Origin of the sequence: Pseudomonas citronellolis (assembly GCF_001586155.1) — a bacterium.
GTDB classification, from domain to species: Bacteria; Pseudomonadota; Gammaproteobacteria; order Pseudomonadales; family Pseudomonadaceae; genus Pseudomonas; species Pseudomonas citronellolis.
Window position 1 is genome coordinate 1,770,997 of the sequence record NZ_CP014158.1, and the last position, 13,677, is coordinate 1,784,673.

Genomic DNA, 13,677 nt, shown 5'->3' on the forward strand with positions numbered 1-13,677 from the left:
TCAGGCGGCGTGGCGCGCCAGCGGTATTTCCAGGGTGGCGACGAAACCGCCGTCGGGGTGATTGGCCAGGCGCAGGCGGCCGGCGTGGCGCTCCACCGCGCGGCGGGCGATGGCCAGGCCCAGGCCGTGGCCGGGGCTATCCTGGTTGGGCGCGCGGAAGAAGGGCTCGCCCAGCTGCGCCAGGTGCTCGGCATCGGCTCCCGGGCCGTGGTCGCGGACGCGCACGCGCAGCACGGCGCCGTCGCTGTCGGCTTCTACCTCCAGCGGCTTGTCCGTCGGGTTGAAGCGCAGGGCATTGCGCAGCAGGTTGTCCAGCGCCCGTTCGAGCATGTCGGGCCAGCCATCCAGGGCCAGGTCGGCGGGAACCCGCAGCTGGATGTGCTGTTCCGGGGAAAGCAGCTGGGCGTCTTCGCGCAGGCGTTCGAGCAGCGGCAGCAGTTCGACGCGGCTGGTCGGCCCGGGCTCGGCGTCCAGGCGGGCGAGGGCGAGGATTTCGGCGATCAGCGCTTCCAGGCGGTCGCACTCCTGCTCCAGGCGCGGCCACATGCTGGCGCGCTGTTCGGGGCTGGCGCGCTCGGCCAGGGCCAGGGCGATGCGCAGGCGCGCCAGCGGCGAACGCAGTTCGTGGGAAACGTCGCGCAGCAGCTGGCGCTGGCTGCTGATCAGCCGTTGCAGGCGCGCGCCCATGCGGTTGAAGTCGCGGGCCAGCACGCCCAGCTCGTCGCCGCGGCGGGCCAGGCGCGCCAGGCTGTCCTGCTGGTAGGCGGTCTGGCCGAGGTCGTGCACGGCGCGGCGCAGGCGGTTGAGCGGGCGGGTGATGGACAGCGTCACCAGCAGGCTGAAGATGGTCAGCACCACTAGGGCGATGCCCAGCGCGCTGAGCGGCCACAGCAGGCTGCCGCGGTGCCAGGCTTCCAGCGCGCCGTGGGGAATCCGGTAGATGAACAGGTAGGTGTGGTCGCTTTCCGCGCTGGTGTATTCCTGGCTGAGCTGGCGCCAGGGGAAGCGCGGCAGGTTCCGGCGGTCGAAACCTTCGTCGTTGTTGCGTCGTGGCGGGCGCGGCAGGTAGGTGCCGTCGACCAGGCGCTGGCCGCTTTCGTCGAGCACCTGCACCGACAGGTCGTAGTCGCGGCGGCGTTGCTCCAGCAACTGCTGGGCGGCGGCGGGGCCCTGGTTCTCGTAGAGCCGCGTCCATTGCTGGGCGAGGTCGTGCATGCCGGGGTAGCGGGCGATGATCCAGGTGTCCTGGTTCAGCGCGCGGCCGAGCAGGATGGACAGGCCGGCGACCAGCAGCAGGGCGAGCCAGAAGGCGGCGAGGATTCGCCAGAAGAGCGAGCGCATGGTCTTTCGGTTCAGTCGCATGTCCGTTTCGGGTCAGGGGCGCGGGCACGCCGAGGCGCCGGGGGTGAGCCCGGCGCCCGGGTGGCTGGCGCTATCAGTTGGTCTTGCCATCCTTCTGCGCTTTCCATTGCTGGAACTCGGCCCATTCGGCCTTGCGCTGCTCGCGCTCTTTCTTCAGCTCGTCGAACTTCTTCTGCTGTTCGGGCGTCAGGAGCGCGCGGATGTCCTTCTGCGTCTTGTCGTGGCTGGCCTTGAGCTCGTCCTGCATGGCCTTCTGGTCGGCGGCCGAGAGTTTGCTCAGGTATTTGTCGGTGATGTCGTGGCGGCTCTTCATCGAGTCGCCCATCAGCTTGCCGACCTGCTGGCGCTGCTCGGGGCTCAGGTTCAGGGCCTTGAAGGGGCCGTTCCAGCCGCCGCGCGGGCCGTGGCCGTCCTTCATGTGGCCGCCCATCATATGGGCGGGTGGCGGCGGAGTATCGGTCGGGACCGGCGTGGCAGCCATGGCCAGGGTCGGCAGGGCGGCGGCGAACATCAGGGCGGTGAGGGTCTTGCGCATGAATCTTCTCCTTTCGTGGACCGGTTTCTGAACCGGATGTGCCCAGTCTAGGGATGGCAAGGTCAAGGGCGGTCAGGGCCGGGTAAAGCTTCGGTAAAGATTGCGTCTACCGCTCTGGGGCGGGGTTCCCGGCCGTTCGCTCAGGGCGCGTAGAAATAGCCGCGCCCGCGCAGGGCGAGGATGCGCGGACGCCCGTCCGGGTGCGCGCCGAGCTTCTTGCGCAGGTTGCTGACGTGCATGTCCAGGCTGCGGTCGTAGAGCGTCAGCTTGCGGCCCAGGGCGATCTGCGCCAGGGCCTGCTTGTCCAGCGGCTCGCCGGGCTGGCGCAGCAGCGCTTCGAGGATACGGCTCTCGGACAGCGTCAGGCTGACCTCCTGGCCGGCGACGCTGGCCACGCCGCGGGCCAGGTTCAGGCTCAGGTCGCCGAGGTCGACCTGGGCGCTGGGCTGCGCCGGGTGGCTGCGGCGCAGCACGGCGCGCAGGCGCGCTGTCAGCTCGCGCGGATCGCAGGGCTTGGCCAGGTAGTCGTCGGCGCCCAGTTCCAGGCCGAGGATGCGGTCCAGCGGCTCGCCGCGGGCGGAGAGCATCAGCACCGGCAGGTCGGGGTGCTCGCTGCGCAGTTGCTTGAGCAGCTCCAGGCCGCTGCCGTCGGGCAGCATCACGTCCAGCACCACGGCGTCCGGTGTGCGGCTGGCCAGGGCGCTACGGGCCGCGCCGCCATCGTGGCTGGCGCGCACGCTGAAGCCTTCCTGGGTCAGCCAGGTGCACAGCAGTTCGCACAGTTCACGGTCGTCGTCGATCAGCAGCAGCTCACTCATTGCTCGGGCTTCTTTCAGTTGATCCATTCACGCCGCCGGCGGCGTCGGCCGCGGCTCAGGGCGCCGAGAACGAAGGCGACCAGGGCGACGGCGCCGCCGGTCGCGAACCAGGTCTGCTCGTCGCTGAGCAGGCGCGGCGGTTGTTGGGCCTGCAGCTCGCGCAGTTGCAGCTTCAGGCGCTGGTTTTCCTGGCGCAGGCGGCCCACCACGGCGCTTTCCGCCCCTTGCAGCTGGGCGGCGAGGTCGGCGCGCTGCTTCTCGCTCTCGTCCAGGCGCTGTTGCAGTTGGGCGAGGTCGTCGCTGGCCGGGGCCGGCGTGGCAGTGGGAGCCGGCATGGCGCCGGGGTCGTCGGTGGCGGGCTCCTCGCCGTGGGCGGCGAGCGGCAGGCTCAGGCAGAACAGCAGGGGCAGCAGATGACGTCGGGACATCGGAACTCCTTGTACGCTGATGAGCCGCCGGGCACCGCGCTCCGGGCGCTGTCCGGTCGCGGGGCCGGGCCTGGGTGTCCGGCCATGCGGCGCCGTCCGTACGCCGCCGCTCGCCGGTTTACGGCAGGACTTTCTTGAACGGCTTGACCACGACTTCGGCGTAGACGCCGGCGGCGCGGTACGGGTCGGCATCGGCCCAGGCCTGGGCGGCGGCCAGCGACTCGAACTCGGCGACGATCAGGCTGCCGGTGAAGCCGGCCGCGCCCGGGTCGGGGCTGTCGATGGCCGGGTGCGGCCCGGCCAGGACCAGGCGGCCCTCGTCCTTGAGCTGCTCGAGGCGGGCCAGGTGCGCCGGCCGCGCGGCCAGGCGGCGTTCTTGGGAAGCGGTGATGTCGCGGGCGATGATTGCGTAGAGCATGTCAGTCCTTGGGCTTTTCGCCGGTTGGGGCGTCGTGCATGTGGCGGGCCAGGAACACGCCCTGGCCGATCAGGAAAAGCAGGGTCATGCCCAGGCTGCCGAACACCTTGAAGTCCACCCAGAAACGCTCGAAGGTGAAGGCGACGAACAGCTGGATGCAGCCGCAGAACACGAAGAACAGCACCCAGGCCAGGTTCAGGCGCTGCCAGATCGGTTCCGGCAGGTGCACGGCATGGCCCATGATGCGCTGGATCAGCGGCCGGCGGTCGCCCACCAGGGTGCTGCCGAGAAAGCCCAGGGCGAACAGCCAGTTGACCACCGGGGCCTTCCACTTGAGGAAGGTCTCGCTGTGGAAGGCCAGGGTCATGCCGCCGAACACCAGGCAGGCGGCCAGGGTCAGCCACTGGCCTTTGTCCAGCTTGCGCTGCTTGATCAGCAGCGCGCCGTAGACCACCACCGAGGAGGCGATCAGCACCGCGGTGGCGCTGTAGATGCCGCCCAGGCTGAAGGAGTGTCCGGCGAGTTCGACCGTGCGCGGGTCCAGCTTGTAGACGATGAAGAACAGGATGAGGGGGATGAAATCGATGAATTGCTTCATTACGGCAGCCAGAGCCCAGTTGTGGCGGCATAATACCAACCTGCGGAAGAACTGAAATAGTCACCCGTCTCGTGCCGTTGCGCTCGCACGCCGTGAATCGCCGCCGCGCAGCGTCTATACAGAAGTAAAACCCGTCCCGGTATGCCCATGCGTGTCGACCTGCATTGCCATAGCACCGCCTCCGACGGCCAGCTGCCGCCCGCCGCCGTGGTGGCCCGCGCGCACCAGCGCGGCGTGCGCCTGCTCGCCCTGAGCGACCACGACACCCTGGAGGGCCTGCCCGAGGCGCGCGCCGCCGCCGAGGAACTGGGGGTGACCCTGGTCAACGGCGTGGAGCTGTCCTGCACCTGGGGCGGGGCGACCATCCACGTCCTGGGTTACGCCTTCGACAGTGCCGCCGAGCCGCTGGTTCGCGCCCTGGACGACCTGCACCGCGGGCGCTGGGCGCGCGCCGAGGAGATCGGCCGGCGCCTGGAGGCCAAGGGCATGCCCGGCGCCTTCGAGGGCGCGCGGGCCGTCCAGCGCGAGCTGGGCGACAGCGAAAATGCCCCGGCGCGGCCGCACTTCGCCGAGTTCCTGGTGCGCGCCGGCCATGTCGCCGAGCGCGCCGAAGCCTTCCGCAAGTGGCTGGGCGCCGGCAAGCTGGGCGACGTCAAGCAGCACTGGCCGAGCCTCGCCGAGGCGGTCGGCACCCTGCGCGCGGCGGGGGCCTGGGTCAGCCTGGCGCACCCCTACCAGTACGATTTCACCCGCACCAAGCGGCGCAAGCTGATTGCCGACTTCATCGACGCCGGCGGCCACGCCATCGAAGTGGTCAACGGCCTGCAGCCGGCCGAGCAGGTCGGCGTGCTGAGCATCCTGGCCCGCGAATTCGGCCTGCTGGTCAGCGCCGGCAGCGATTTCCACGGCCCCAGCGACTGGTCGGAGCTGGGGCTGTACCGGCCCGTGCCGGACGACCTTCCGCCCTTGTGGACGCGCTTCGCCGGCGCGGCCCGGGCCCTCGAGGAGACTTCATGAGCCAGTTCTTCCAGGTCCATCCTGAAAACCCCCAGCCACGCCTGATCAAGCAGGCGGTGGAGATCGTCCGCCAGGGCGGGGTGATCGCCTATCCCACCGATTCCTCCTACGCCCTGGGCTGCCGCCTGGGCGAGAAGGGCGCGGTGGAGCGCATCCGCCGGCTGCGCAAGCTCGACGACAAGCACAACTTCACCCTGGTGTGCCGCGACCTGTCCGAACTGGGCCTGTACGCCAAGGTCGACACCCGTCTGTTCCGCCTGCTCAAGGCCCACACGCCGGGGCCCTACACCTTCATCCTCGACGCCACCCGCGAGGTGCCGCGCATGCTGCTGCACCCCAAGCGCCGCACCATCGGCCTGCGCGTGCCGGCCTGCCCGATCGCCCAGGCGCTGCTGCAGGAGCTGGGCGAGCCGCTGATGAGCGTGAGCCTGATCATGCCCGGCGAGACCGAGCCGATGAGCGACCCCTATGAGATGCGCGGCGCGCTGGAGCACCAGGTGGACCTGGTGCTGGACGGCGGCTACGGCGGCGTCGAGGCTTCCACGGTGATCAACCTCACCGGCGAGGAGCCGGAGGTGATCCGCGTTGGCTGCGGCGACCCGGCCCCCTTCGAGGCCTACGCCTGAAGCGCTCTTCCATACTGCCGCCCTTGCCGAGGTCCCGCGCTTGAGCAATGTCGAATCCCAGCGCCGTGTGCTGTCCGGCATGCGTCCCACCGGGCGCCTGCACCTGGGCCACCTGCACGGCGTGCTGCGGAACTGGGTGCGCCTGCAGCACGAGTACGAATGCTTCTTCTCCATCGTCGACTGGCATGCCCTGACCACCGAATACGACGACGTCGGGCCGATCCGCCAGCACGTCCGCGACATGGCCGTGGACTGGCTGGCGGTGGGCGTCAGCCCCAGCGCCTCGACCCTCTTCATCCAGTCCCAGGTGCCCGAGCACGCCGAGCTGCACCTGCTGCTGTCGATGATCTGCCCGCTGCCCTGGCTGGAGCGGGTGCCGACCTACAAGGAGCTGCAGGAAAAGCTCGGCCACAAGGACCTGTCGACCTACGGCTTCCTCGGCTACCCGCTGCTGCAGGCGGCGGACATCCTGGTCTACCGCGCCGGCCTGGTGCCGGTGGGCTCGGACCAACTGGCCCACGTCGAGTTCGCCCGCGAGGTGGCGCGGCGCTTCAACCACCTCTACGGCGGCGAGGTGGACTTCGAGGACAAGGCTCAGGCCGCCGTCGCGCGCCTGGGCAAGAAGACCTCGAAGCTCTACGGCAGCCTGCGCAAGGCCTGGCAGGAGCAGGGCGACGAAGATGCCCTGGAAACCGCGCGGGCGCTGCTCAAGGAGCAGCAGAACCTGACCCTCGGCGACCGCGAGCGGCTGTTCGGCTACCTCGAAGGCAGCAGCCGCGTGCTGCTGCCCGAACCGCAGACGCTGGTCGGCAGCACTTCGCGCATGCCGGGGCTGGACGGGCAGAAGATGTCCAAGTCCCACGACAACACCATTGGCCTGCGCGAAAGCCCGGCGGAGGTGGAGGAGAAGATCGCGCGCATGCCCACCGACCCGGCGCGGGTGCGGCGTAATGATCCGGGCGACCCGCAGCGCTGCCCGGTGTGGCAGTGGCACCTGATCTACTCCGACGACGCCTGCCGCCAGTGGGTGCAGGAGGGCTGCAGCAGCGCCGGCATCGGCTGCCTGGACTGCAAACGGCCGCTGATCGAGTCGATCAACCAGGAACTGGCGCCGATCCGCGAGCGCGGCCTGGACTACGAGGACAACCCCGAACTGGTGCGCAGCATCCTCGCCGAGGGCGCCGAACACGCCCGCGAAGCGGCGCGGGAAACCCTGGTGGAAGTGCGCCAGGCCATGGGGTTGGTGTACCGCTAGGCCGCCCGGCTGCGTTGCAGGCGAGCATGGCTTTTCGTAGGAGCGAGCTTGCTCGCGAACAAACGCGGTGCCATGCGATTCGCGCGCAGGGCGCGCTCCTACAGGGGAATGGCCTGGGTGGGGCCGCGTAGGAGCGGATCTCATCCGCGAATCGCGCCGGCGGTTCCGGCTATCGCGGACAAGGTCCGCTCCTACGGGGGAGGAATACCGTGCTTCACGGCAGCCTGTAGGAGCGGGCCCTGCCCGCGAAATCGCGCGCAGGGCGCGCTCCTACAGGGGATGGCGTGGGTGAGCGCCATTCCGTCCAATTCCCTCACCATCGCCGCTGAAAAGCAGGGATAATGCCGTCCTGAGCCCGCCCCGCCCGACGAGAGGCCGATGAGCGACCTGAACGAGCCGCAAACCCCGCCCAGCCCCGCCGAATATCGCGAACCGGTGCAGCTGGCGCTCGTCTATGGCGAAGCGGTCACCGAGCTGCCCCAGGACCTGTACATCCCGCCGGATGCCCTGGAAGTCTTCCTCGAAGCCTTCGAAGGCCCGCTCGACCTGCTGCTGTACCTGATCCGCAAGCAGAACATCGACGTCCTCGACATCCCGGTGGCGGAAATCACCCGCCAGTACATGACCTACGTCGAGCTGATGAAGTCGGTGCGCCTGGAGCTGGCCGCCGAATACCTGGTGATGGCCGCCATGCTCGCCGAGATCAAGTCGCGCATGCTGCTGCCGCGCTCGGCCGAGGCCGAGGAGGACGAGGAAGACCCGCGCGCCGAACTGATCCGCCGCCTGCAGGAATACGAGCGCTTCAAGCAGGCCGCCGAAGACCTCGACGGCCTGCCGCGCCAGGGCCGCGACTACGTGGTGCCGACCGTGGCGGCGCCGGAGGCCAAGGCGCGCAAGCTGCTGCCGCAGGTGGACATGCAGGAGCTGATGCTGTGCATGGCCGAGGTGCTGCGCCGCGCCGACCTGTTCGAGAGCCACCAGGTGACCCGCGAGATGCTCTCCACCCGCGAGCGCATGAGCGAAATCCTCGAACGCCTGAAGGACGCCGGCTTCGTGCCTTTCATCGAGCTGTTCCGCATCGAGGAAGGCCGCCTGGGCGTGGTGGTGACCTTCATGGCGGTGCTGGAGCTGGTCAAGGAACAGTTGGTGGAGCTGGTGCAGAACCAGGCCTTCGCGCCCATCCATGTACGCGCCCGCATCGAGGTGGAGGAGGGTGCGGCACCGCTCGAGACCCTGGAGGAGGGCGACGAAGGCGTGTTCGAGGAGACCGAGGCACCGGCGCCGGAGCCGACCTTCGAGGACGGCGGCTTCGACGAGACGGCGGACCCGGCCGAGCTGGACGACGAGCCGCTCTGAGCCCCCGGCGTTGCCCTGGCGCCGCGCATTGAGTAGTTTTCCCGCCAGACCGGCGATTCCCGCAACCCGAACCGAGCGACCCGATGAACCTCTCCGACCCCCACGAACTGGCGACCCTGCTCGAAGGCATCCTGCTGGCCGCCGGCCGGCCGCTGTCGCTGGAACGCCTCGGCGAGCTGTTCGAGGAGGCCGAGCGCCCGGAGCCGCAGCAATTCCGCGATGCCCTGGCGATCCTGTCGCTGTCCTGCGCCGGCCGCGCCTTCGAGCTCAAGGAAGTGGCCAGCGGCTACCGCCTGCAGATCCGCGAGCCGCTCTCGCCGTGGGTCGGCCGGCTCTGGGAGGAGCGCCCGCAGCGCTACTCCCGCGCGCTGCTGGAAACCCTGGCGCTGATCGCCTACCGCCAGCCCATCACCCGCGGCGAGATCGAGGAAATCCGCGGCGTGGCGGTGAACACCCAGATCGTCAAGACGCTGATGGAGCGCGAGTGGATCCGCATCGTCGGCTACCGCGAGGTGCCGGGGCGCCCGGCGATGCTCGCCACCACCCGCGCCTTCCTCGACTACTTCAACCTCAAGAGCCTGGAAGAACTGCCGCCGCTGGCCGAGCTGCGCGAGATGGAAGCCGAGCCGGAAGACGCGCAACTGGTGCCGGTCCACCTGCCCAGCCCGATCCTCGACGAAGACTACGTGCCGGCGTCGATCCAGGCCCTGGCCGACCAGGCGCTGCGCGAAGCCGGCGAGGAGCCGGAAGCCGCGGCGCCGGAGGAGAAGCCCGAGGAAACCAGCTTCCGCAGCCTGCTGGCCGAGCTGGACGAAATGGAGCAGGGCCTGAAGACCGACTTCGACGACCTGATCGAACCGCCGCCGGTCGCCGAAGACGAGGCTACGGACGACCCCGCAGCGGCCGAAGAAGCCTTGCCGACAGCGCCCGACGATGCCGTCGAGGCTGCCCCGGAACCCGCCGCAGAGCCCGCCGCGCCAGTGCCCGAGGCCGACGAATACGACGAGGAGCGCGCCCTGGCCGAGGCCATGCGCGAGGAACTCGAGGCCATGGCCAGGGAACGCGACCACTGATTCGCGCGTCCGAAAGTCGGGGCGCCGCCCCTGAAAGCTTTCAACCGTTGACTTCCGCCGCGCGCGGGACGACCTTATGTGCCGCGCCGCACGGGCGCCGGCGGCAGCACCTGGGGGAGCCGCCGGAACAGCGCCGGGCATGGCCGTCATCGAACCTTCCAACATTCAACAGTCGGCCGCCGCCCTGGCGCGGGCCACTGAGTGCGCATACATAATGAAGAGAACACACCTCTGCCTCGGCCTCCTGCTGGGGTTGAACAGCGTCTCCCTGCTCGCTGCCGAGGGGCCGGCGGTTCCGCTGCCGGGGCAGTCCAAGGACGCCTTCATCAGCCAACTGATGCAGCAGATGACGCAGGACGAGAAGATCGGCCAGCTGCGCCTGGTCAGCGTCGGCCCCGACCATCCCAAGCCGGTGCTGCTGGAAGAGATCAAGGCCGGCACCACCGGCGCCATCTTCAACACCGTGGTCCGCCCGGGCATCCGCGACCTGCAGGACGCGGCCATGCACAGCCGCCTGAAGATCCCGCTGTTCTTCGCCTACGACGTGGTCCACGGCCATCGCACCGTGTTCCCCATCGGCCTGGGGCTGGCCGCCAGCTGGGACATGGACGCGGTCGCCACCAGCGCGCGCATCGCCGCCCTGGAGGCCAGCGCCGACGGCCTCAACCTGACCTACTCGCCCACCGTCGACATCGCCCGCGATCCGCGCTGGGGGCGCGTGTCCGAAGGCTTCGGCGAGGACACCTACCTGGTCAGCCGCATCGCCGAAACCGTGGTCAAGGCCTACCAGGGCAAGGGCCTGGACCAGCCCGGCACCATCATGGCCGGGGTCAAGCACTTCGCCCTGTACGGCGCCGGCGAGGGCGGGCGCGACTACAACACCGTGGACATGAGCCTGCCGCGCATGTTCCAGGACTACCTGCCGCCGTACCGCGCGGCCATCGACGCCGGCGCCGGCGCGGTGATGGTCTCGCTGAACAGCGTCAACGGCGTGCCGGCCACCGCCAACAAGTGGCTGCTGCAGGACGTGCTGCGCAAGCAATGGGGCTACAAGGGCGTGCTGCTCAGCGACCACGGCGCGGTCATGGAGCTGATCAAGCACGGCGTCGCCGGCGAACCGCGCGAGGCCGCGCGCCTGGCGATGACCGCGGGCGTCGAGATGAACATGAACGACGACCTCTACGGCAAGGAGCTGCCGGAGCTGCTCAAGGCCGGGGCCATCAGCCAGGCCGACATCGACCGCGCCTGCCGCGACGTGCTGGCGGCCAAGTGGGACATGGGCCTGTTCAAGGACCCGTACCGCTACCTGCAGGGCGCCGACCCGCTCGACACCGACGCCGAGAGCCGCCTGCACCGCGCCGAGGCCCGCGACGTGGCGCGCCGCGGCATGGTGCTGCTGAAGAATGAAGGTGACGTGCTGCCGCTCAAGCGCGGCGGCACCATCGCCCTGGTCGGCCCGCTGGCCGACAGCAAGCGCGACGTCATGGGCAGTTGGTCCGCCGCCGGCAAGGCCTTCCAGGCGGTGACCCTGCTCGAAGGCATGGGCCACGCCACCCGCGGCAAGGCCGCGCTGCTCTACGCCAAGGGCGCCAACGTCACCAACGACGAAGAGATCATCAAGTACCTCAACGAATACAACGAGGACGTGAAGATCGACCCGCGCAGCCCGCAGGCAATGATCGACGAGGCGGTGGCCAAGGCCAGGCAGGCCGACGTCATCGTGGCGGCGATCGGCGAGGCCCAGGGCATGGCCCACGAGGCATCGAGCAAGACCAACCTGCACATCGCCCAGAGCCAGTACGACCTGCTCAAGGCGCTGAAGGCCACCGGCAAGCCGCTGGTGCTGGTGCTGATGAACGGCCGCCCGCTGGACCTGCGCTGGGAAACCGCGAACGCCGACGCCGTGCTGGAAACCTGGTTCAGCGGCACCGAGGGCGGCAACGCCATCGCCGACGTGCTGTTCGGCGACTACAACCCCTCGGGCAAGCTGCCGATGACCTTCCCGCGCTCGGTGGGGCAGATCCCGATCTACTACAACCACCTCAACACCGGCCGCCCGTTCGACCACGAGCACCCGAACAAGTACACCTCGCGCTACTTCGACTCGCAGAACGGCCCGCTGTACCCCTTCGGCTACGGCCTGAGCTACACCCGCTTCAGCGTTTCCGACGTGCAGCTGTCCAGCCCGCGGATGCACAAGGGCGACACCCTCAAGGCGCGGGTGACGGTGAAGAACACCGGCAAGCGCGCCGGCGAGACCGTGGTGCAGCTGTACCTGCGCGACGAGGTGGCTTCCATCAGCCGCCCGGTGAAGGAGCTCAAGGGCTTCCGCAAGGTCATGCTGCAGCCGGGCGAGTCGAAGGTGGTGGAATTCCCGATCCGCGAGGAAGACCTGCGCTTCTACGACAGCAACCTGCGCTACGCCTCGGAACCGGGCGAGTTCAAGGTGATGATCGGCCTGGACTCGGACGACGTGAAGGAAAGCCAGTTCACCCTGCTCTGAGCCGGCGTGCCGAACCGCGACATCGCCCCGATTGGCCCGGCCAATCGGGGCGATGTCTTTTCTGCGTTGGACCTTTCGTCGCCTGTGCCTTCAAGTAAGCCCGGCATATCCCCATGGTGGAGGTGCGCGCGACCCATCGGGAGGCCCCGTGAAAGATCCCTGCATCAAGGTCTGCGAATTCGACGACGGCATCTGCCGCGGCTGCGGCCGCAGCCGCGCCGAGGTCAAGGCCTGGAAGAAACTCGACAAGCCCGAGCGCCTGGCGGTGCTGGCCGAGGCCGACATGCGCCTGCTGGTGCTGCAGGCGCAGGGGCGGCGCAAATACCGCTAGGCCAGCGGTTATCTGCCCTACGGGGATGCTCGGGCGTAGGAGCGGACCTTGTCCGCGATAGCCGGGCATATCGGCGCGGTTCGCGGATAAGATCCGCTCCTACGAAGAGCCTCGCGGTGTAGCCGGCAAGACAGTTGCTCCTACGTCATGCCCACCTCCGGAGCCATTTGTAGGAGCGCGCCCTGCGCGCGAATCGCGGGCAGGGCCCGCTCCTACAGGGGCCCCGTCGTTGGCCGTCGCAACGGTGTTCCGGGCCAACGGCGGATAACCGCGTTCACCGCCGCGCCTCAGGCCGGCGCCCGCCACAGCGCCAGGGCGTTGTCCAGCATGCGGTTGGAAAAGCCCCATTCGTTGTCGTACCAGGCCATGACCTTCAGCAGCCGGCCGCTGACCTTGGTGTGGTTGGCGTCGAAGATGGCCGAGCGCGAGTCGTGGTTGAAGTCCACCGAGACCAGAGGCTGGCTGTTGTAGCCGAGGATGGGCGAACCCTGGCTGGCTATCCTGAACAACTGGTTGACCTCCTCGACCGTGGTGTCGCGGCCGACCTGCACGGTCAGGTCCACCAGCGAGACGTTGATCACCGGCACCCGCACCGCAAGGCCGGTGAGCTTGCCGGCCAGCTCCGGCAGCACCAGGCCCACCGCCTCGGCGGCGCCGGTGCGCGTGGGGATCATCGACTGGGTGGCCGAGCGCGCGCGGTAGAGGTCGCCGTGGTACACGTCGGACAGGCTCTGGTCGTTGGTGTAGGCGTGTATGGTGGTCATCAGGCCCTGTTCGATGCCCAGCTCGCGGTGCAGCACCTGGGCCACCGGGGCCAGGCAGTTGGTGGTGCAGGAGGCATTGGAGATGATCTGGTGCGAGGCGCGCAGCAACTCGTGGTTGACGCCATGGACGATGGTGGCGTCGACGCCGGCCCCCGGCGCCGAGACGATCACCTTGCGCGCGCCGGCGGCCAGGTGCGCGGCGGCCTTGTCGCGCTGGGTGAAATGTCCGCTGCACTCCAGGACGATATCGACGTCCAAACCTTTCCAGGGCAATTGCGCCGGGTCGCGCAGGGCCGTGACGGCGATGCGGTCGCCGTTCACCGTCAGGCTCTCGTCATCGTGCTCGACCTGCCCGGGGAAGCGCCCGTGGACGCTGTCGTACTGCAGCAGGTGGGCGTTGATGGCGGCGTCGCCGAGGTCGTTGATGGCCACCACTTCGAGCTGTTGGCGGTAGTCGGCAGTATAAAGGGCGCGGAGGACGTTGCGGCCGATGCGGCCGAACCCGTTGATCGCCAGGCGAATGGTCATGGAGGTCGTCTCTTTTGTGTTTTTGTGGTAAAAACCATTAAATTTTTTCGTAAAACAAAAGTAAA

General features: G+C 68.9%; 14 protein-coding genes. 7 read left to right on the forward strand and 7 right to left on the reverse strand.

Annotated elements, in window-relative coordinates; genetic code table 11:
- From PcP3B5_RS08060 to PcP3B5_RS08085, 6 genes are all read right to left on the reverse strand, one after another.
- Positions 1–1,341, reverse strand: a complete 1,341-nt coding sequence (locus tag PcP3B5_RS08060; RefSeq protein WP_009620894.1) for a sensor histidine kinase — start codon at positions 1,339–1,341, stop codon at positions 1–3.
- A 94-nt stretch (positions 1,342–1,435) separates the two neighbouring features.
- Complete coding sequence (locus tag PcP3B5_RS08065; protein WP_009620895.1) at positions 1,436–1,897, reverse strand: Spy/CpxP family protein refolding chaperone; 462 nt, start codon at positions 1,895–1,897, stop codon at positions 1,436–1,438.
- A gap of 140 nt (positions 1,898–2,037) precedes the next feature.
- Positions 2,038–2,715 carry a response regulator transcription factor gene (locus tag PcP3B5_RS08070; RefSeq protein ID WP_058488823.1) on the reverse strand — a complete coding sequence of 226 codons (678 nt, stop codon included), beginning with the start codon at positions 2,713–2,715 and terminating at the stop codon, positions 2,038–2,040.
- 14 nt (positions 2,716–2,729) lie between these two features.
- The gene (locus PcP3B5_RS08075) at positions 2,730–3,143 is read right to left on the reverse strand and encodes an SH3 domain-containing protein (protein ID WP_061560974.1); all 414 of its coding nucleotides are present in this window, start codon (positions 3,141–3,143) and stop codon (positions 2,730–2,732) included.
- A 118-nt stretch (positions 3,144–3,261) separates the two neighbouring features.
- On the reverse strand, positions 3,262–3,561 hold the full coding sequence (locus PcP3B5_RS08080) for a YciI family protein (protein WP_043319343.1): 300 nt from the start codon (positions 3,559–3,561) through the stop codon (positions 3,262–3,264).
- A 1-nt stretch (position 3,562) separates the two neighbouring features.
- Complete coding sequence (locus tag PcP3B5_RS08085; RefSeq protein WP_043267622.1) at positions 3,563–4,159, reverse strand: septation protein A; 597 nt, start codon at positions 4,157–4,159, stop codon at positions 3,563–3,565.
- 147 nt (positions 4,160–4,306) lie between these two features.
- Between PcP3B5_RS08085 and PcP3B5_RS08090 the strand changes: the two genes are divergently transcribed.
- From PcP3B5_RS08090 to PcP3B5_RS08120, 7 genes are all read left to right on the forward strand, one after another.
- The gene (locus PcP3B5_RS08090; RefSeq protein WP_058489737.1) at positions 4,307–5,176 is read left to right on the forward strand and encodes a PHP domain-containing protein; all 870 of its coding nucleotides are present in this window, start codon (positions 4,307–4,309) and stop codon (positions 5,174–5,176) included.
- Positions 5,173–5,802 (forward strand): L-threonylcarbamoyladenylate synthase, encoded by a 630-nt coding sequence (locus PcP3B5_RS08095; protein WP_009620901.1) that lies wholly within the window; start codon positions 5,173–5,175, stop codon positions 5,800–5,802. The genes PcP3B5_RS08090 and PcP3B5_RS08095 overlap by 4 nt, the downstream gene beginning before the upstream one ends.
- A 40-nt stretch (positions 5,803–5,842) precedes the next feature.
- Entirely contained in the window at positions 5,843–7,057 is a 1,215-nt protein-coding gene (locus tag PcP3B5_RS08100) for a tryptophan--tRNA ligase (RefSeq protein ID WP_061560975.1), read from the forward strand.
- 507 nt (positions 7,058–7,564) lie between these two features.
- A complete protein-coding gene (locus PcP3B5_RS08105) occupies positions 7,565–8,413 on the forward strand; it encodes a segregation and condensation protein A (protein WP_237142659.1) in 849 nt (282 codons plus the stop codon).
- Positions 8,414–8,496: 83 nt separating this feature from the next.
- A complete protein-coding gene (scpB, locus tag PcP3B5_RS08110; RefSeq protein WP_061560977.1) occupies positions 8,497–9,486 on the forward strand; it encodes an SMC-Scp complex subunit ScpB in 990 nt (329 codons plus the stop codon).
- 214 nt (positions 9,487–9,700) lie between these two features.
- The gene (gene bglX / locus PcP3B5_RS08115; protein ID WP_061563220.1) at positions 9,701–11,989 is read left to right on the forward strand and encodes a beta-glucosidase BglX; all 2,289 of its coding nucleotides are present in this window, start codon (positions 9,701–9,703) and stop codon (positions 11,987–11,989) included.
- Between the two features lie 148 nt (positions 11,990–12,137).
- Positions 12,138–12,320 carry a DUF1289 domain-containing protein gene (locus PcP3B5_RS08120; RefSeq protein ID WP_009620910.1) on the forward strand — a complete coding sequence of 61 codons (183 nt, stop codon included), beginning with the start codon at positions 12,138–12,140 and terminating at the stop codon, positions 12,318–12,320.
- Between the two features lie 287 nt (positions 12,321–12,607).
- Here the strand turns inward: PcP3B5_RS08120 and gap are convergent, their stop codons facing one another.
- On the reverse strand, positions 12,608–13,612 hold the full coding sequence (gene gap, locus PcP3B5_RS08125; RefSeq protein ID WP_061560978.1) for a type I glyceraldehyde-3-phosphate dehydrogenase: 1,005 nt from the start codon (positions 13,610–13,612) through the stop codon (positions 12,608–12,610).
- Positions 13,613–13,677 lie beyond the last annotated feature (65 nt).

Excerpts from the sequence above, each read along its gene's own strand:
- PcP3B5_RS08060 (WP_009620894.1), bottom strand. The coding sequence starts at position 1,341 with ATGCGCTCGCTCTTCTGGCGAATCCTCGCCGCCTTCTGGCTCGCCCTG.
- PcP3B5_RS08065 (WP_009620895.1), bottom strand. The coding sequence starts at position 1,897 with ATGCGCAAGACCCTCACCGCCCTGATGTTCGCCGCCGCCCTGCCGACC.
- PcP3B5_RS08070 (WP_058488823.1), bottom strand. The coding sequence starts at position 2,715 with ATGAGTGAGCTGCTGCTGATCGACGACGACCGTGAACTGTGCGAACTG.
- PcP3B5_RS08075 (WP_061560974.1), bottom strand. The coding sequence starts at position 3,143 with ATGTCCCGACGTCATCTGCTGCCCCTGCTGTTCTGCCTGAGCCTGCCG.
- PcP3B5_RS08080 (WP_043319343.1), bottom strand. The coding sequence starts at position 3,561 with ATGCTCTACGCAATCATCGCCCGCGACATCACCGCTTCCCAAGAACGC.
- PcP3B5_RS08085 (WP_043267622.1), bottom strand. The coding sequence starts at position 4,159 with ATGAAGCAATTCATCGATTTCATCCCCCTCATCCTGTTCTTCATCGTC.
- PcP3B5_RS08090 (WP_058489737.1), top strand. The coding sequence starts at position 4,307 with ATGCGTGTCGACCTGCATTGCCATAGCACCGCCTCCGACGGCCAGCTG.
- PcP3B5_RS08095 (WP_009620901.1), top strand. The coding sequence starts at position 5,173 with ATGAGCCAGTTCTTCCAGGTCCATCCTGAAAACCCCCAGCCACGCCTG.
- scpB (WP_061560977.1), top strand. The coding sequence starts at position 8,497 with ATGAACCTCTCCGACCCCCACGAACTGGCGACCCTGCTCGAAGGCATC.
- bglX (WP_061563220.1), top strand. The coding sequence starts at position 9,701 with ATGAAGAGAACACACCTCTGCCTCGGCCTCCTGCTGGGGTTGAACAGC.
- gap (WP_061560978.1), bottom strand. The coding sequence starts at position 13,612 with ATGACCATTCGCCTGGCGATCAACGGGTTCGGCCGCATCGGCCGCAAC.